Raw genomic sequence first — 17,204 nt, 5'->3', positions numbered from 1 at the left:
GTTAAAACCTCCAGACTATTCATCAGCTTTTTGTTGAATTTTTTCTTCGATAAATTCAGCGACATTTTGGCTGACCATCTCTCTGGCCTGGCGGATCGCGTGATAAACGGCCCGTCCGTCAGATGATCCGTGCGCTTTGATGACGGGCGCCTTTAAGCCGAACAATCCGGCTCCGCCGTATTCAGAGTAATCCATCTTCGTTTTCATTTCTTTCAGCTTCGGCTTCAGCGCAGAGGCGGCGAGCTTCGCCGTGAAGCTCGAAGTCAGCGTCGTTCTCAGCATTTTAAAAATGGACAGCGCCGCGCCCTCGACCGTTTTCAAGGCAACGTTACCGGTAAAGCCGTCTGTCACGATGACATCAGCGACTCCGTCCAGCATGTCGCGCGCTTCCACATTGCCGATGAAATTCAAATCGGTTTCCTTTAATTTTTGAAAGGTCTGCTTGGCAAGCTCATTTCCTTTTTTGTCTTCGGTTCCGACGTTTAAAAGTCCGATGCGCGGATTTTTGACGCCCAGCACCTGTTCTCCGTAAACAGATCCCATAATGGCATATTGAACGAGATGTTCGGGCTTGGCGTCCACATTCGCTCCGACATCAAGAAGGAGAAAGCCGTCTCCGGAGACAGTCGGCAATGTCGGCGCCAACGCAGGCCTTTCAATCCCTTCAATCCGGCCGACGATAAAGAGCCCGGCCGTCATAAGCGCTCCGGTGTTTCCGGCGGAAATGCAGGCATCCGCCCTGCCTTCGGCGACTTCTCCGGCCATCAGAACCATCGATGAATTCTTCTTTCTTCTGACGGCTCTGACAGGTTCGTCTGTCGCCTCGATGACTTCTTCCGCGTGCTTGACAGTGATCCGCCCGTGCTCCGTTAAATGGGCGGCAATTTTTTCCCGGTCGCCGATCAGCGTAATCTCGAGGTCTTCAAAATCTTCGACCGCTTTCATCACGCCTTCAATAACCGCTTTGGGAGCATTGTCTCCTCCCATGGCATCTACAGCAATTTTCATGACTTACGCGCCACCTTCTATGATTGTTTTGAACGATACATGACAAATTCGCCTGAAAACACAGGCTCTTCGGCAACATAGCTGTTCACTTCAACAACCGTTCTGCCTTTATCTTTATCAAGCTTTACGACTTTCGCTTTTGCAACGACCCGTTCGCCTTGCTTGACCTGCCTGGTAAAGCGGATGTCCGCTTTGGCCGTCAATGCGAGCTCATCGTCGATGAGGGCAACGGCGAGCGAGTTGGCCTGGGCAAACAAATGGTGTCCCCTGGCGATTTGATTTCGGCTGAAAACGTGCTCCGTTCTGATCTCCAGAATGGAAATCGCGTGCTCATCCAGCTCCAAATCAATGATCTCGCCAATGACCTCGTCGAGCGGGAGAGACTTGACTTCATCTTCAAGAGATTTCTCGGCAACACTTTTGATTCTTTCTCTCAGTTCAGGTATGGAAAGTTCCAAACGGTCCAAGCGAATCGTCTGAATGCTGACGTTAAATTTCTCCGCTAACTCCTCGTCCGTAATAAACGGGGTCGTACGAATCGTCTGCTGCAGCAATTCTTGGCGTTCTCTCTTACTTTTTCTCATGTTTTTAAACACCATCCGCGCAATTATGACTAGGTACTAATAGTAGTATATAATTTCATAGATTGGAATGCAATCTTTCTTTACCCGCCGACAATAAATTTTCACAGGACTTCCAGGTCAGCTCAGCTTTTCTCCTTCCATCACCCCGCTGTTTTGCAAGTGTTCCCGCAGGCTTTCATATTCAGCATCCGTCCAGAACGCCTTTGAAGAGACAAGTTCTGCAGCGTCTCTTCTTGCCGTTTCCAGCGCGCGGTAGTCGTGAACCATGTCAGCGACTTTAAACTCCGGCATCCCGCTCTGTTTTTTGCCGAAGAAGTCCCCGGGTCCTCTGAGTTCAAGGTCCTTTTCAGAAAGCTCAAAGCCGTCGGTCGTCTCAGACATGATGCTCATGCGCTCTTTGCCCGTTTCAGATTTCGGGTCTGCCATCAGGATGCAATACGACTGGTGGTCGCCCCGCCCGACCCGGCCGCGAAGCTGGTGCAGCTGGGAAAGACCGAACCGGTCGGCATCATAGATCAGCATGACCGTCGCATTCGGAACGTTTACGCCGACTTCAACGACGGTTGTGGAAACGAGAATCTGGCATTCGTTTTTGCTGAACTGCCTCATCACCTGTTCTTTCTCGTCATTTGAGAGCTTTCCGTGCATGAGACCGGTCTGCCACCTTCCTCTGAAAGCATGTGTCAGCATGCTGTGCACATCGATGGCGTTTTGAACGTCGAGCTTGTCCGATTCTTCGATCAAGGGACAAATCACATATGCCTGTCTGCCTTTTTTCAGTTCTTTTTCGATAAACGCGAGAATTCGTTCGAGCATGTCGTGCTTCACCCAATAAGTCTCGATCCGCTTTCGCCCAGCCGGCATTTCATCGATGACGGACACATCCATTTCCCCGAAAACCGTAATCGCCAGTGTCCTTGGAATCGGCGTCGCCGTCATAAACAAGACATCGGGATCTTTCCCTTTGCTTCTCAGTTTTTTTCTTTGCTCGACACCGAAGCGGTGCTGTTCATCGGTGATCACGAGACCGAGCTGTTTAAAATGGACATCGTCCTGAATAAGGGCGTGCGTCCCCACCAAAATATCAATTTCTCCTTCTTTTAATCTTTCTAAAAGCTCTCTTCTCCTTTTCCCTTTCACAGAGCTTGTTAAAAGCGCAACATTGACATCGTACTGCTCAAAGAGGGATACCAATGAATCGGCGTGCTGTTCCGCCAGTATTTCGGTCGGCACCATCATCGCTCCCTGGAATCCCGAAAGCAGCGAGGCGTATAACGCAATCGCGGCGACGGCCGTTTTGCCTGATCCGACGTCTCCTTGTAAAAGCCGATTCATTTTATACCCTGAAGCCATGTCCCTTAATATGTCGTCGAGCGCTTTCGCCTGCGCGTTTGTCAAAGGAAACGGGAGGCTTTTGACAAACGAATTGACGTCTTCCGTTTTAAAGGTGTGGCTGATTCCGTCGGACGCCTCCCGCTCGAACTTCCGTAAAGCCTGCATTTTCAGCTGAAACAGTAAAAATTCTTCATATACAAAGCGGCGCCGCGCATGTTTTAAAGCTTCCCTCGACTCGGGCTTGTGCATCGCCTTCACCGCCTCCTGGTAAGACAGAAGTTTATAGGCGGTCCTAAGCTTTTCCGGAAGGGGGTCTTCGGCAGACGGCAAATGGCTGCGGACGGCTTCCTGAATCAATTTCCTCATTGTCTTTACGGTGATATTTTCTTTGACGGAGTAAACGGGCTCAATCGACTGGTCACCTTGGTGCGGCCCGTTTTTCAGCTCCTGTACCATCACGGATTGTCTGTGCTTGTCCCATTTTCCGGTTACGGTAACGATCGAACCGATCGCAAGCTTTTTTTTCAAATAAGGCCTGTTAAAACAAACTGCTGTGATCAAATAGTTTCCGACCAATAGCCGGAACGTGAGGCGGCTCCGCTTTTTCCCGTAATAGGCAAGAGAAGGCTCGCTGTGAACCTTCCCTTCTACCGTCACTCGTTCGTCGTGTGCCACTTCTTCCAAATCGCGCAATTCATAATCGTCATATCGGTACGGGAAGTAGTTTAAAAGATCAAGAACCGTATAGATTCCGAGCTCATTTAACGTTTTTTCCGTTTCCGTCCCGACGCCTTTTATAACAGATATACTAAGTTGCAGATTGTGTTCCACGTGCAGCTGACGCTCCTCCGAATATTTTTTTCTCCAATTCTTTGCCCGTCGGTGTTGCAGCAAGACCGCCCCGGCCTGTTTCCCTCAGTGCCGTCGGCATCGTCTGCCCGATTTTATACATCGCATCGATCACTTCATCGCATGGAATGCGGCTTGTAATGCCGGCAAGCGCCATATCAGCCGCGACCATCGCGTTGGCTGCGCCCATTGCGTTCCGCTTCACACACGGCACCTCAACAAGCCCTGCGACAGGATCGCAGACTAGACCGAGTACGTTTTTTAAAGCGATGGCCATCGCTTCGGCGCACTGTTCAGGGGTTCCGCCCGCCATTTCGACGATGGCGGCAGCCGCCATGCCCGAGGCCGAGCCGACTTCAGCCTGACAGCCTCCCGCGGCTCCCGAAATGCTCGCATTGTTGGCAACGACGAATCCAAACGCTCCCGATGTAAATAAAAAGCGGACCATCTGCTCTTTCGTCGGCTGAAGTTTCTCTTTTACCGCAAAAAGCGTCCCCGGGACAACGCCGGCCGAACCGGCCGTCGGCGTTGCGCAAATCGTTCCCATCGCAGCGTTGACTTCATTTGTCGCAACCGCTTTGCTGACAGCGTCAAGGATGACATCCCCTGACAGCCCTTTGCCCGATTTGAGGTAAGCTTGAAGCTTAACGGCGTCTCCCCCCGTCAATCCGGAGTGCGACACGACGCCTTCAACACCTTTTTGCACAGCATCTTCCATCACGGTCAAGTTGGCTTCCATCTGCTCGAATATTTCTTCCCGCGTCCGGCCTGACACCTCGATCTCCTGCGCGATCATGATTTCAGAGATGGACACGTTCTTTTCTTTTGTCAGCTGAATTAATTCTTTTACATTTCGAAACATATCGTCTCACCCTCCTTTTAGTCAGCGATCTGGGTCACCTCAATGATGTTCGGCAGCGCTCTCAATTCTTCAAAAACAGCCGGATCGATCGTTTGATCGACCTCAATCGTCATGAGCGCTTCCTGGCCGACGTCTTTGCGGGCCACTTCCATATGGCCGATGTTGATTGCGAACTTTGCAAGCACATTGGCTACGCCTGCAATCGTTCCGTAGCGGTCGTTATGGACGACTAAAATAGCAGGGTGATTTCCCGACAATCTGAGCTCAAAGCCGTTCAGCTCAATGATTTCGATTTTCCCCCCGCCGATTGAGATGCCTGCGAGTTCAAGGGAGCCTTCATCATCAGAGATGAGGATGCGGGCTGTATTGGGATGCGTTGGAACCGCTTCTTCTTCCCGGAACTCGATGGCGATTCCCTTTTCTTCAGCTAGGCGGATCGAATCTTTGATTCTTTCATCAAATGTATCAAAATCCAAAAGGCCGCCGATGATCGCAACATCTGTTCCATGTCCTTTATACGTCTCGGCAAAAGAACCGTACAATGACACAACGATTTGTTTCGGCTCCCTCCCAAACACGCTTCTGGCGACTCTGCCGATTCTGGCCGCGCCGGCCGTATGAGAACTTGACGGACCGATCATGACGGGCCCGATAATATCAAACACACTTCTGTACTTCATCCTTATCCCCCTTTTACACACAGATTCCCCCGCTGTACGGAGGAAAAAAAGCCGTTTTTTTTAGACTAATCGATCATTCCCCAATTGGCAAGCAGACAACGTCCGAGCGGGCTGATGCTTTAAAAAAAGCCAAAAGAAGAGAAGGGCTTTTATCATCATGCCCTTCTGCCTTTGATCGATTATTCAACAGCCAGAATGTAGGAATACAGCGGCTGTTTTCCGTCGTGCACTTCCACTTCAACGTCTTCGTACGTCTCGCTGATAAAGGCTGCGAGTTCTTCGGCCTCTTCTTCCGGCGCGTCTTCCCCTTTGATCACAGTGACGATTTCACTGTCTTCATCGATCATGCCTGCGAGCAGCTTTTTCGCTGCTGCTAACTGGTCAGATGCCGTCTCAACGATTTTACCGTTTAAGATGCCCATAAAATCGCCTTTTTTAATATCGATGCCGTCAATGTTAGTGTCTCTGACCGCATAGGTGATTTGTCCGCTTTTCACCTCGCCGATCGCACCGAGCATAGCGGCTTGATTCTCGTCCGCTCCAAGGGCCGGGTTGAATGCGAGGAGCGCGGCCATTCCTTGAGGAACGGTCTTCGTCGGGATGACAATCACATGTTGTCCGGCAACATCCGCGGCCTGGTTCGCCGCCATGACAATGTTTGAATTATTCGGCAGAATCACGACCGTGTCCGCGTTGGCGTCTTTTATCGCCTGAACGATGTCTTCCGTGCTCGGATTCATCGTCTGACCGCCTTCGATGACCTTTGTGGCGCCGATGCTTTCGAAAAGTTCGGCGATTCCTTCTCCCATGGCCACTGTGACGACGCCGTACGGCTGCTTTTCAGCCGGCGCTTTTTCTGCCGGGGCAGCTGCCTCCTGTTTGTTCTGATTGAGAATCGCGCTGTGCTGCTCTCTCATGTTTTCGATTTTCATGTTGATTAAGCTGCCGTATTTTTGAGCATAAGTCATGACTTCCCCCGGATATTCGGCGTGGATGTGCACCTTGGCGATATTTTCGTCTGAGACGACGAGCAGTGAATCACCAAAGCCGCTTAAATCCTGGCGGAACGCATCTTCATTAAAGTTTCTTTTACCGCTGTCGAGCTTTACCATAAATTCCGTGCAATAGCCGAATTCGATGTCTTCTGTATTCATGTGGCTTTGAGCGTTTTTATGGTGCTCCGCGCTGACAAGATCATCCAATGACGGAAGAGCGGCCGCTTTTTCAGAAAGCTTTTCTCCCTTTAAAGAAGCGAGAAACCCTTCATACACGTAAAGAAGCCCTTTTCCGCCGCTGTCGACGACACCGACTTCCTTTAAAACCGGAAGCAGCTCAGGCGTCCGCTCCAATGAAGCCTCCGCTTCATTCACGACGGCTTCCATCACCTTGATGATATCGGTTTCAGTTTGAGCGGTGAGCACTGCTTTTTTTGCCGCATCTTTGGCAACCGTCAAGATCGTGCCTTCGACAGGCTTCATGACGGCCTTGTAGGCAGTGTCCACTCCGGCCTGGAACGCGGCGGCAAATTCTTTGGCGTTAATTTCCGATTTCTGTTCAATCGATTTGCCAAAGCCTCTGAACAGCTGGGATAAAATGACGCCCGAGTTTCCCCGCGCTCCCATCAGAAGCCCTCTTGACAGGCTTTGTGCCACTTTGCCGATATTGGCGGCATCGATCTGCTCCACTTCTTTTGCACCGGATGTCATCGACAGATTCATGTTCGTTCCTGTATCTCCGTCCGGAACCGGAAATACATTTAACGCATCAACTACATTTGCGTTTTGAGACAGATGGCGTGCGCCGTACAGAACCATTTCTGCAAAAGCTTTTCCATCCAGATTTCGTATAGACACTCTTGTTTTCCTCCTAACTACGGGTTCGTCACTCGTACTCCTTGAACGTAAATATTTACGGAATCCACTGCAAGACCCACTGTATGGTCGAGCGTATATTTGACTTTTGTTTGAACATTATGTGCCACTTCTGAAATTTTTGTTCCGTAGCTGACAATGATGTACATGTCAATATGAATACGATCTTCTTCCTGGCGGACGATGACGCCTCTTGCAAAGTTTTCTTTTCTGAGGATTTCAGTCAGTCCGTCTTTAATTTGGTTCTTGGATGCCATACCTACGATCCCGTAGCAGTCGATCGCTGCGCCTCCCGCAACCATGGCGACCACTTCGTTTGATATATCAATCTGTCCGTATTTTGTTCGGAATTCAATGGACACGTTGGTTCCTCCTTTTCGAGTCTCGCTTCTGACCTCTGGTTAACATCATTCTACTATAAGGACCTTCTTTTTAAAAGAACAGGCAGGCTTCTCTCCAAACCTAACCCTACTTATACTACAGCGCGTTCATTTTTTCAAGATGTCAAGGGATTTTTCTTGAAAGCAGAGCAATCAATAGTTGCAAACGGTTTTCAGCTGTGGTAAATTATTAAAGTATCTGAAGCATCACAGGTGATCAACTGATAATGAATGATGATGTTTTTTTTGATAGTTAGGAGGGAAACAAATGGCACGTAAATGCGTTATTACAGGCAGAAAATCACGTTCTGGCAACTCTCGTTCTCACGCGATGAACGCTTCTAAACGCACATGGGGCGCTAACGTTCAAAAAGTGCGCATCCTTGTGAACGGCAAGCCTAAAAAAGTATATGTATCTGCTCGAGCTTTGAAATCTGGAAAAGTTGAGCGTGTATAAGAAAAAATAAACGCCTGCCAAGAGCGACTGTACGCTTTAGGCAGGCGTTTTTTCGTTCTTTTGCTTGCCATCCGGGGAGAGCCCTTTGACCCGCTCCGCAAAAAAAGCGCACCCGGCGCTTCTTAGTCTTTGCGAAACGAGCCAAGCATCGCCCGGACGATTCCCCCTAAAAACTTCGGTAATTTAATGGTGTAAAATTTCATTCCCTTCCCTCCTCAAAGAGTCCGCAACCGCATCCACCTTCAACATCGGATCCCAAACACAAAGCGAGCGGAAGCGCCAGGATATTTAATCAGTGCTTCTTATCATTATTAATATGCCTTCAGAAAACGAAAAAGCACCTTGTGAATGGATGAGTTCGTTACTAATACATAGTGTCGAACCTAGAGCAATATGACACTTATTTAAAGAATACTTAAATCCTTCGAGGGAAAGGTTTTTTACCGTCTCCGTAAACGGCAGGAATGAAATGTACGGTTTTGTTTGATCACGCATGACGGTGTAAGAGCCTTGGGGGTGCATGCTGATCGTATTTTGGCGGTCGATCATGACGGTCTTGACATTTTGCTTCATCGCGGTGTAAAGGAGATGCAGATTCCCGAGAAAATGGTCTGCTCTGCCTCCCGAAATGCCGAACATTCTAATGCATGAAGGCCGCTGTCCGACCGCCCAGCTCAACGCAAGGTCCAAGTCCGTCTGATCTTTTTCCGCCTGATAAATATGGAGGCGGGGAGCCGCCTTTTCAATCGCTTTTTTTTGCTCGTCTGTGATGCTGTCAAAATCCCCGAACGCTTCATCAGGCACGATCCCCGCTGCCAAAAGGGTTACAGCACCTCTGTCAACCCCGACCCAAAGCGCATCGCCGTCCTGATACTGCAGCAAGTCGGGAATGAGATGATCGGGACCTCCCGCTACAATATTGATCGTTTTCATCGCATTGTCCTTTCTGTAAACGCCGTAAAAAAAGAGCTCAGCTTGAGAAAGCCGGCTCTTTTTCATCGGGAAACCTTACCCAAGCGCACCTTTTATATCGGAAATGGCTTTTTTGCGGTCTTTTTCGTTATAAACGGCAGAGCCCGCAACAAGCAGATTTGCCCCTGCTTCGATACACTGTCTTGCCGTCATTTTGTTGACGCCGCCGTCCACTTCAATCAGCAGGTCGGCGAGCCCTTTTTGCTCGGCCATCTCCTTGACCTGCCTGATTTTCGGCAGGACTGAGGAAATAAACGACTGTCCGCCGAAGCCCGGATTCACTGTCATCAATAGTACGAGATCAAGGCCTTCAAGCACATGCTCGATCTGCTGCACAGGGGTATGCGGATTCAAGACAACACCCGCTTTGACTCCTTGCTCTTTGATGAGCTGGATCGTCCTGTGAAGGTGCGGGCACGCTTCAACATGGACGGACAAAATATCGGCGCCCGCTTTTGCAAAAGCAGGTATATAGCGGTCAGGCGCTTCAATCATTAAATGAACGTCGAGCGGAAGTTCTGTGATCGGGCGGACGGCTTCCACTACAAGCGGCCCGATGGTCAGGTTGGGAACGAAATGGCCGTCCATCACATCGATGTGGATGAAATCGGCGCCGCCTTGTTCAACATCCCGAATCTCTTCCCCTAGACGGGCGAAATCGGCTGAAAGAATCGAAGGAGCAACATATACCATATCTTAATACCTCGGCTTTCTGTCTTTGATCTCTGTTAAAAATTCAACATAATGGTCGTAGCGATACTGGGCGATTTCACCATTTTCCACGGCGCGTTTGACGGCGCAGTTCGGCTCTTTCATATGCAGGCACCCGCGGAACTTGCATTCGGCGCTTTTTTCGCTGATTTCCAAAAACGCAGACCCTAAATCTTCAGCTTCAATACCGGCAAACTCAAGCGAGCTGAAACCCGGGGTGTCGGCGACGAGCCCGCCGTTTATATCGATCAGCTCCACATGGCGGGTCGTATGCTTTCCCCTTCCCAAGTGAGCGGAAATCCCGGCGGTTTTCAGTTCAAGCTCGGGACTGATCGCATTTAAAAGCGAAGACTTGCCCACGCCGGACTGGCCGGCGAATACGGTGATTTTGTCTTGAAAATGGGAGACGATGTCTTCGATGCCGCTTCCGTTTTTCATCGATGTCATATAGACGCTGTACCCAATGTTCCGGTAGTCTTCGGCATATTGGTGAATCCGCTCTTTGAGCGCGTCATCATCCACGAGGTCCATTTTCGTAATGCATATGATCGGCCTGATGCCACCTGCCTCAACCAGCACTAAAAAACGATCCAATAGCGACGTGCTGAATGTCGGCTCTTTTGCCGAAAACACGAGAACCGCCTGATCCACGTTGCTGATCGGAGGTCTGACCAATTCATTGAATCTGTCTTTAATCTCGAGAATGTAGCCTTCTTTATCGTTATCGGCCTGGTAGACGATATCGTCGCCGACGAGAGGGGTGATTTTATTTTTTCTGAAAACCCCTCTTCCCCTGCACTGAATGATCTGATCACCATCCAAAACATAGTAAAATCCGCTTAATGCTTTAATGATTTTGCCCTCAGGCATATCGCACCTCCCTTATTCATCCTCAGGATATTCAATCGTTTTTGACCTGACTACTTTATCGTTGATCGTTACTTGATAATACCCTTTTTGCCCGGGCGCAATCCTGAATTTGATCGTCCGCTCTGCCGGCGCCGTGATTTTAAAATTTTCATAGACGTCGGAAATGCTGTGTTCTTCATCATCGATCGAAATTTGGACGTTTTGTTCTTCGCCCTCCGCTCCCGGTTCATAAGGGATATCAATTTTCTCGGTCACCGTTTTGACGGGTTTTTTCTCAGGTCCGAGCGAAAACGTAACCTCGACTTTGTCTCCCGGCTTGACGGATGCCCCCGCCCCCGGCTTTTGTTTGATGACCTGACCTTCCGGCACATCTTCAGAATGCGCCTCCTTTTCGACAAGGACAAGCTGATGGTCGTCCAAATAGCCCGAAGCCGCCTGTTTGCTGTATGTTTTTAAATCCCTTAAAGTAATGGCTTCCGGACCGAGGCTGACCGTTAATTTGATCTCGTCGTCGGCGGCAACGATTTCGGTGCCGGCTGCGGGGTCCTGTTCGATGATGGTGCCTGCTTCTTCTTCATGGTGCACTTCTTCTGTCTTGATGTTTTTAAAGCCCTTTTGCTCGAGAAGCTTTTTGGCGGCGTCGACTTTCTGGCCGACCACATCTTCCACTTCTGTTTTCTCTTTGCCTGAGCTTTTATAAAGCTTGACAGTTGAGCCTTCCTTTACGATATCGCCGGCTGCAGGGTCCGTTTTCACGATCAGCCCTTCTTCAATTTTATCGTCGGCAATGTCTTCAGCATTCGGATCCACTTCAAACCCTTCGTCTTCAAGCTTGATGACGGCTTCTTCATACTCAAGGCCTGCTACATCGGGAACGGCTACATCTTTTGGAATAAAGAGCGACGGAAACACCGTCAAAGCCAAGACGGCTGACACAACGAGAACGAAAAACACCGTCAGCAATATAAGCGGCCATTTCTTTCTTTTTTTCTTCTTGTTTGCTTTTGCCTGCTTCTTCTTTTCTTTCTTTGATAACGGAGCCGCTTCCGCTTCTCCGTCGCCGGACTTGTCACCGCTCTCGTCTTCCGGCAGGTTTTTGATGATCGGAACAGCTTTCGTCATCTCATCATCAGCTGGAATCGTGAATCGCTTTTCGTTGAGCCTGTCCGGGTCGAAAGCCGTTTTTAAATCGGATTCCATCTCTTCGGCCGCTTCATAGCGGTGGAATGGATCTTTTGCCATCGCTTTCAGGACGATGTTTTCTATGCTTTGCGGCACAGCCGGGTTCCACCTTTTCACCGACGGCGTTTCTGATTGCAGATGCTTCAGCGCGATGCTGACCGCCGATTCTCCTTCAAACGGCATACGCGCCGTCAGCAGCTCGAAAAGCACGATGCCGAGCGAGTAGATATCGGATTTTTTCGTAGACAATCCGCCTCTCGCCTGTTCGGGCGACAAATAATGGACAGAGCCCAAAACCGAGTTGGTGTGCGTGATGGTCGTCGAACTGAGCGCCATGGCGATGCCGAAATCGGTCACTTTAATGTGGCCCATATGGTCGATCAAAATGTTGTGGGGCTTAATATCCCGGTGAACAATCTGGTTATCATGAGCGTGTGCGATGGCGGATACGATCTGCTCCATGATTTGGACCGCTTCTTTTGGATGAAGCGGGCCTGTTCGGTTTATGTATTCTTTCAGGGTCATCCCCTCGACATACTCCATCACGATATAATAGATGTCATCTTCTTCTCCGACATCATAAATGCTGACGATATTCGGGTGGTCGAGGCTTGCAGCGGACTGCGCTTCTCTTCTGAACCGCCTGATAAAATCGGCATCGTGAACGAAGTCAAACCGCAGCACTTTTATCGCGACTTCACGGTCGAGGATGATGTCCAGCGCTAAATAAACGTTCGCCATCCCCCCGCCGCCGATGGCGCGCAGGATTTCGTAACGTCCGCTGATCCGTCTGCCGATTAACACTTGTCTTCACCTTCTTCTATTTGAGAAGGAAGTTCCAATAGCGCGACGGTGATATTGTCCTCGCCGCCGTTGTCATTGGCCAGCTGAACGAGCTGTTCCGCTTTCTCCTCCGCAGAAGAAAGAGCTGTAAGCATATCCTTCAGTGACTCATCGTCTACTTTATTCGTCAGCCCGTCAGAGCATAATAGAACTTGATCGCCCGGTTCGATTTCAAAAGTATGGGCTTCAACCTTCACTTCCGGATCAGTGCCAAGCGCTTTTGTCAGCACGTTCTTCCGCGGATGGTGTTCGGCATCTTCCTTCGAAATCCCCCCTGTCCGCACGAGTTCATTGACAAGCGAGTGATCTTCCGTCAGCTGTATGAAATGGCCGCCTTGCAGGAGATAGCAGCGGCTGTCTCCGATATGGGCGACTGTCAGCGTTTTTCCCGTGTATAAAGCGCAGACGACCGTTGTTCCCATTCCCTGGCACTCTTCATGCTCCCTCGCATGGTCGAAAAGTTTTTGGTTGACGGCTGAAATCTGCTCTTTCAGCCAAGCTTCGCATTCAGCCGGCGAAGCCGGGACTTCTTCGGTTTCCTCCCAGATATCCCGAAGGGCTGAGACGGCCATCCTGCTGGCGACGTCGCCGGCCAGATGACCTCCCATTCCATCGCAGACAACAGCGAAAACCAGTCCGTTTTTTTCTGTAAAAATGCCGGCATCGTCTTCATTGTGCTGGCGTATTTTTCCCCTGTCCGTTTTTAAGGCTGTTTTCAACCTTGATTCACCTCGTCTCTTCCTGGCGCTCCTTTGCACGAAGCTGTCCGCAGGCAGCGTCAATATCATGGCCTTGCTCTCTTCTGATCGTGACATTTACTCCATGAGACTTTAATGTTTTTTCAAAGGCGAAAATCTGTTCTTTCGGTGTTCTGACATAGTCTCGTTCAGGTACATAGTTGACCGGAATCAAGTTGACGTGGCATTTGATTCCTTTTAGCAATTCAGCCAGCTCTTCCGCGTGTTCAACCTGATCGTTAACACCGCCGAAAAGCCCGTATTCAAACGTAACCCTTCTGCCGGTTTTCTTAATGTAGTAATCGACCGCTTTCATCAGCTCCGGCAGCTTGTAGGCTCTGTTGATCGGCATCAGCCGGCTTCTGATCTCAGTGTTCGGGGCGTGCAGAGAAATCGCAAAGTTGATCTGCAGCTTCTCGTCTGCAAACTCATAGATTTTCGGAATGATCCCGCTCGTTGATACGGTGATATGACGCGCCCCGATATTCAGCCCTTTATCATGGTTGACGATTTTCAGGAATGCAAGCATTTCCTGAAAATTATCGAACGGCTCGCCGATTCCCATAATGACGATGGAACTGACGCGTTCATCTGTTTCATCAAGCGCCTGCTGCACTTTGACAACCTGGGCGACGATCTCTCCGGCTTCCAGGTTCCGCTTTAAGCCGCCGAGGGTCGACGCGCAAAACGTACAGCCGATTCGGCAGCCCACCTGTGTCGTTACACAAACAGAATTGCCATATTCGTGCCGCATTAATACGGTTTCGATCGTGTAGCCGTCATGAAGCTCAAATAAAAACTTCATCGTTCCATCTTGTGAAGTCTGCTTGACGGCCGTTTTCAGCGTCGTTAATACGAAATGCTCGTTCAGCTTTGTCCGCAGCTCTTTTGAAAGGTTTGTCATCTTTTCAAATGACGTGACTCTCTTTTCGTAAAGCCATTCGAATATTTGCGCGGCGCGGAAAGGCTTTTCGCCGTTTTCCGAAAGCCAGCTTTTCAGTTCTTCTATTTCAAAAGAATAGATGGACGGTCTTTCTGCCCGCAATTCTTTTCTTACTTTTTGTTTCGATTCCATTATTGTGATCCCTTCTTTCTCATGCTGCAAATAAAGAAGCCGTCCGTTCCGAAGTAGTGGGGAAGGATTTGAATGCTTCCATCCTTGACATACGGCGCCGCTTTTTCGGGCAGCCGCTCGGCGAGGGTGGGGTCTGCTTCAAATTCGTCGTGTTCTTTCAAAAAAGCATGCATGACTTGTTCATTTTCGGTCGGGTCCATTGTGCATGTGCTGTAGACCAATGTCCCGTCTGTTTTCAATAAAGGTGCAATTTCGTTTAAAATCGCCAGCTGAATCCCAGCGAGACGCGCGCTGTCTTCGGGCGTTTTGCTGTATTTGAGATCCGGTTTTCTGCGGATGACACCGAAGCCCGAACACGGAGCGTCGACGAGAATCCGGTCAAACTGCTCCGGTTCGAAGGCTTCGCCGGCTTTTCTGGCATCCAGCGCCCTTGCTTCAATGTTGGAAAGCCCGATCCGGCCTGCCGCTTCTTTGATCAGCTTTACTTTATGCTGATGAAGGTCAAGGGAAATGATCTTTCCCGTATCTTCGAGCAGTTCGCCGATATGAGTGGATTTTCCTCCCGGCGCTGCGCAGGCGTCCAGCACCGTTTCTCCCCGTTCAGGACCGAGGGCTCGCGCTACCAGCATTGAGCTTTCATCTTGTATGGTGACTTCGCCTTCTTTGAAAAAAGGAGTGGACGCAATCGTTCCTTTTTGCAGTTTGACAGCGTCTTCGGACAAGTCGCCTTCTTCCGCCTCAATCCCCGCTTCATTCAGGCGGGAAAGAAGCGTATCCCGGTCGTGTTTCAGCCTGTTGACGCGGATCGTCTGCTTCGGCGGGATCATGTGAATCCGGCAGATTTGTTCTGCCGCTTCTAACCCGTAGGCATCGGTCCATTCCCTGACAAGCCATTCCGGATGGCTTGTCTCAACCGCAAGGCGTTCAACCGGGTCGGCAATATCAGCAAAAGAAGGCACGCCTTCTCTCTGAACAGAGCGCAGAACGCCGTTAACAAATGAAGAAATTCCTTTATGCCCGCGTTTTTTAGCGATTTCAACAGCTTCAAAAAGGGCGGCCCGGTCAGGGATTTTCTCCAGGTATTCCATCTGGTACAGCGACATTCTCAACAGATGGATGACCCAGTCTTTCACTTTTTCCGGCTTTTTAATAAACGGCTTCAGCATATAATCGAGCGCCAGCTTGTTTTGAAGTGTGCCGTAAACGAGTTCTGTCAAAAGGCCTCTGTCTTTGTCGCTTAAATCGTTCGCTTTCATGACAGACTGAAGCAAAAGATTGCTGTATGCCTGATTCTGGTCAAGCTTAATCAGTGCATCAAGCGCGACTTCCCTCACATTATTTTTCATCGCTATGACCCAATTTCATTCCGGCTTGAAGACCCGCTCCCCTGACAAAATCTTCGGCCTTCATTCTTTTTTTGCCCGCAGGCTGCACTTCCGTTAATTTTAACGCGGTGCCATTTCCGGTAGCGACGACAATGCCGTCTTTTTCAACGGAGACGATTTCTCCCGGCTCTGCCTGTTTTAAGGCTTCGCATTTTTTCGCAGCCCATACTTTCAGCGTCTGTCCGCTTAAAACCGTGTATGCGACAGGCCAAGGATTCAAGCCCCTAACTTGGTTGTACAGGACTTCGCCGGGCTTTGACCAGTCGATCAGTTCCTGTTCGCGTTTAATGTTCGGCGCATATGTCGCTTCCCGTTCATCCTGTTTTTCAGGGGTTGCCGAACCGTCAATGACCTTCGGAACCGTTTCGGAAAGAAGCTCAGCCCCGGCCTTGCTCAGCTTGTCGTGGAGCGTGCCGACATTATCGGTTTCTTCGATGTCAACTTCGACTTTGGCAAGCATATCGCCTGCATCCAATTTTTCGACCATGTACATGATCGTCACGCCCGTTTTCTCTTTGCCTTCCAGAATGGCGTAATGGATCGGAGCTCCTCCGCGCAGCTCGGGCAGAAGAGAGGCATGGACATTGATACAGCCGTATTTCGGATAATCGAGGAGCTTTTTCGGCAGGATCTGCCCGAATGCCGCGGTTACAATTAGATCGGGTTCAAGCGCCAAAATCCTGTCCGTCTCCGCATCTTCCCTCACTTTTTCAGGCTGGAGCACGGGAATGCCGCGGCGCAGCGCTTCCTCCTTGACAGGCGGAGGGGTCATCACTTTTTTTCTGCCTTTCGGGCGGTCAGGCTGGGTGACGACACCCACCACCTCATAGCCGTCATCAATCAATGTGCTGAGCACCGGGACGGAAAAATCCGGCGTTCCCATAAAAACGATCCTTGTCATCCAATCATCCTTCCATTTCCTCAAGTTCTTCCGCATCATAATAGCGCGTAACTTTTGATGTGAATAAAATACCGTCCAAATGGTCGATTTCATGCAGCAGCGCCCGGGCCAAAAAGCCTTCAGCTTCAATCGTGAACGGTTTTCCGCGGCGGTCGAACGCCTTGACCTTTACATAATCCGAACGCTTCACTTCACCGTATAGATCGGGAAAGCTCAAACAGCCTTCAGGGCCCGTCTGTTCGCCGCTCTCTTCGATGACCTCCGGGTTGACCAGTTCAATTCTGCCCGTGTCATCGCCGATATCGACGACTGCCGCTCTTTTTAAAACGCCGATTTGCGGGGCGGCAAGCCCGACTCCGTCCAGCTCAAGCATCGTATCATACATATTGTCGAGCAGTTTCTTTAATGATTTATCAAAAGACGCAACGGGTTCGGCAGGGGTTTCAAGAACCTCCGCCGGATACGTTACGATCGGTTTTACTGCCAATCTAGAAGCCCTCCA

The 17,204-nt window shown here is 50.0% G+C and carries 18 protein-coding genes; 1 reads left to right on the top strand and 17 read right to left on the bottom strand.

The window, feature by feature from the left end; all coding sequences use genetic code 11:
• Positions 1–15 precede the first annotated feature (15 nt).
• The 7 genes from plsX to KI350_RS04600 form a co-directional block, all read right to left on the bottom strand.
• Positions 16–1,008, bottom strand: coding sequence for a phosphate acyltransferase PlsX (plsX, locus tag KI350_RS04630; RefSeq protein ID WP_020451361.1), 993 nt, complete (start codon positions 1,006–1,008; stop codon positions 16–18).
• A gap of 17 nt (positions 1,009–1,025) precedes the next feature.
• Positions 1,026–1,592 carry a transcription factor FapR gene (fapR, locus tag KI350_RS04625; protein ID WP_020451360.1) on the bottom strand — a complete coding sequence of 189 codons (567 nt, stop codon included), beginning with the start codon at positions 1,590–1,592 and terminating at the stop codon, positions 1,026–1,028.
• 117 nt (positions 1,593–1,709) lie between these two features.
• Positions 1,710–3,758: an ATP-dependent DNA helicase RecG gene (gene recG, locus KI350_RS04620; protein WP_023857219.1), complete on the bottom strand. Its 2,049-nt coding sequence runs from the start codon at positions 3,756–3,758 to the stop codon at positions 1,710–1,712.
• Positions 3,736–4,638: an L-serine ammonia-lyase, iron-sulfur-dependent, subunit alpha gene (gene sdaAA, locus KI350_RS04615; RefSeq protein ID WP_020451358.1), complete on the bottom strand. Its 903-nt coding sequence runs from the start codon at positions 4,636–4,638 to the stop codon at positions 3,736–3,738. Before sdaAA ends, recG begins: the two co-directional genes overlap by 23 nt.
• A gap of 17 nt (positions 4,639–4,655) precedes the next feature.
• Positions 4,656–5,318, bottom strand: a complete 663-nt coding sequence (gene sdaAB, locus KI350_RS04610) for an L-serine ammonia-lyase, iron-sulfur-dependent subunit beta (protein ID WP_020451357.1) — start codon at positions 5,316–5,318, stop codon at positions 4,656–4,658.
• A gap of 179 nt (positions 5,319–5,497) precedes the next feature.
• Positions 5,498–7,171 (bottom strand): DAK2 domain-containing protein, encoded by a 1,674-nt coding sequence (locus KI350_RS04605; RefSeq protein ID WP_025811378.1) that lies wholly within the window; start codon positions 7,169–7,171, stop codon positions 5,498–5,500.
• A 17-nt stretch (positions 7,172–7,188) separates the two neighbouring features.
• On the bottom strand, positions 7,189–7,551 hold the full coding sequence (locus KI350_RS04600; protein ID WP_003181687.1) for an Asp23/Gls24 family envelope stress response protein: 363 nt from the start codon (positions 7,549–7,551) through the stop codon (positions 7,189–7,191).
• 286 nt (positions 7,552–7,837) lie between these two features.
• On the opposite strand from KI350_RS04600, the gene rpmB reads away from it, so the two are divergent.
• Positions 7,838–8,026: a 50S ribosomal protein L28 gene (gene rpmB / locus KI350_RS04595; RefSeq protein ID WP_003181685.1), complete on the top strand. Its 189-nt coding sequence runs from the start codon at positions 7,838–7,840 to the stop codon at positions 8,024–8,026.
• A gap of 122 nt (positions 8,027–8,148) precedes the next feature.
• Here the strand turns inward: rpmB and spoVM are convergent, their stop codons facing one another.
• The 10 genes from spoVM to def form a co-directional block, all read right to left on the bottom strand.
• Positions 8,149–8,229 carry a stage V sporulation protein SpoVM gene (gene spoVM / locus KI350_RS04590; protein WP_003221545.1) on the bottom strand — a complete coding sequence of 27 codons (81 nt, stop codon included), beginning with the start codon at positions 8,227–8,229 and terminating at the stop codon, positions 8,149–8,151.
• An 85-nt stretch (positions 8,230–8,314) separates the two neighbouring features.
• Positions 8,315–8,959 carry a thiamine diphosphokinase gene (locus KI350_RS04585; RefSeq protein ID WP_025811376.1) on the bottom strand — a complete coding sequence of 215 codons (645 nt, stop codon included), beginning with the start codon at positions 8,957–8,959 and terminating at the stop codon, positions 8,315–8,317.
• A gap of 75 nt (positions 8,960–9,034) precedes the next feature.
• Positions 9,035–9,691: a ribulose-phosphate 3-epimerase gene (gene rpe, locus KI350_RS04580; RefSeq protein WP_025811375.1), complete on the bottom strand. Its 657-nt coding sequence runs from the start codon at positions 9,689–9,691 to the stop codon at positions 9,035–9,037.
• Positions 9,692–9,694: 3 nt separating this feature from the next.
• Positions 9,695–10,579 carry a ribosome small subunit-dependent GTPase A gene (rsgA, locus tag KI350_RS04575; protein WP_025811374.1) on the bottom strand — a complete coding sequence of 295 codons (885 nt, stop codon included), beginning with the start codon at positions 10,577–10,579 and terminating at the stop codon, positions 9,695–9,697.
• Positions 10,580–10,591: 12 nt separating this feature from the next.
• Positions 10,592–12,565 (bottom strand): Stk1 family PASTA domain-containing Ser/Thr kinase, encoded by a 1,974-nt coding sequence (pknB, locus tag KI350_RS04570; protein WP_023857224.1) that lies wholly within the window; start codon positions 12,563–12,565, stop codon positions 10,592–10,594.
• Complete coding sequence (locus KI350_RS04565; protein ID WP_023857225.1) at positions 12,559–13,323, bottom strand: Stp1/IreP family PP2C-type Ser/Thr phosphatase; 765 nt, start codon at positions 13,321–13,323, stop codon at positions 12,559–12,561. The genes pknB and KI350_RS04565 overlap by 7 nt, the downstream gene beginning before the upstream one ends.
• 7 nt (positions 13,324–13,330) lie before the next feature.
• Positions 13,331–14,416 carry a dual-specificity RNA methyltransferase RlmN gene (gene rlmN / locus KI350_RS04560; protein ID WP_023857226.1) on the bottom strand — a complete coding sequence of 362 codons (1,086 nt, stop codon included), beginning with the start codon at positions 14,414–14,416 and terminating at the stop codon, positions 13,331–13,333.
• On the bottom strand, positions 14,416–15,762 hold the full coding sequence (gene rsmB / locus KI350_RS04555) for a 16S rRNA (cytosine(967)-C(5))-methyltransferase RsmB (protein ID WP_025811373.1): 1,347 nt from the start codon (positions 15,760–15,762) through the stop codon (positions 14,416–14,418). The genes rlmN and rsmB overlap by 1 nt, the downstream gene beginning before the upstream one ends.
• Positions 15,752–16,702 (bottom strand): methionyl-tRNA formyltransferase, encoded by a 951-nt coding sequence (fmt, locus tag KI350_RS04550; RefSeq protein ID WP_020451348.1) that lies wholly within the window; start codon positions 16,700–16,702, stop codon positions 15,752–15,754. The genes rsmB and fmt overlap by 11 nt, the downstream gene beginning before the upstream one ends.
• Before the next feature lie 4 nt (positions 16,703–16,706).
• Positions 16,707–17,189: a peptide deformylase gene (def, locus tag KI350_RS04545; protein ID WP_020451347.1), complete on the bottom strand. Its 483-nt coding sequence runs from the start codon at positions 17,187–17,189 to the stop codon at positions 16,707–16,709.
• Positions 17,190–17,204 lie beyond the last annotated feature (15 nt).

Source organism: Bacillus sp. J41TS8 (genome assembly GCF_018333035.1).
In the GTDB taxonomy this organism is placed as follows: domain Bacteria; phylum Bacillota; class Bacilli; order Bacillales; family Bacillaceae; genus Bacillus; species Bacillus paralicheniformis.
This window is presented reverse-complemented; position numbering and strand designations above follow the sequence as displayed.

Bases quoted from the DNA above. Each gene is read 5' to 3' on its own strand.
- plsX (WP_020451361.1), bottom strand. From the start codon at position 1,008: ATGAAAATTGCTGTAGATGCCATGGGAGGAGACAATGCTCCCAAAGCG.
- fapR (WP_020451360.1), bottom strand. From the start codon at position 1,592: ATGAGAAAAAGTAAGAGAGAACGCCAAGAATTGCTGCAGCAGACGATT.
- sdaAA (WP_020451358.1), bottom strand. From the start codon at position 4,638: ATGTTTCGAAATGTAAAAGAATTAATTCAGCTGACAAAAGAAAAGAAC.
- sdaAB (WP_020451357.1), bottom strand. From the start codon at position 5,318: ATGAAGTACAGAAGTGTGTTTGATATTATCGGGCCCGTCATGATCGGT.
- rpmB (WP_003181685.1), top strand. From the start codon at position 7,838: ATGGCACGTAAATGCGTTATTACAGGCAGAAAATCACGTTCTGGCAAC.
- spoVM (WP_003221545.1), bottom strand. From the start codon at position 8,229: ATGAAATTTTACACCATTAAATTACCGAAGTTTTTAGGGGGAATCGTC.
- KI350_RS04585 (WP_025811376.1), bottom strand. From the start codon at position 8,959: ATGAAAACGATCAATATTGTAGCGGGAGGTCCCGATCATCTCATTCCC.
- rpe (WP_025811375.1), bottom strand. From the start codon at position 9,691: ATGGTATATGTTGCTCCTTCGATTCTTTCAGCCGATTTCGCCCGTCTA.
- rsgA (WP_025811374.1), bottom strand. From the start codon at position 10,579: ATGCCTGAGGGCAAAATCATTAAAGCATTAAGCGGATTTTACTATGTT.
- rlmN (WP_023857226.1), bottom strand. From the start codon at position 14,416: ATGGAATCGAAACAAAAAGTAAGAAAAGAATTGCGGGCAGAAAGACCG.
- rsmB (WP_025811373.1), bottom strand. From the start codon at position 15,762: ATGAAAAATAATGTGAGGGAAGTCGCGCTTGATGCACTGATTAAGCTT.
- fmt (WP_020451348.1), bottom strand. From the start codon at position 16,702: ATGACAAGGATCGTTTTTATGGGAACGCCGGATTTTTCCGTCCCGGTG.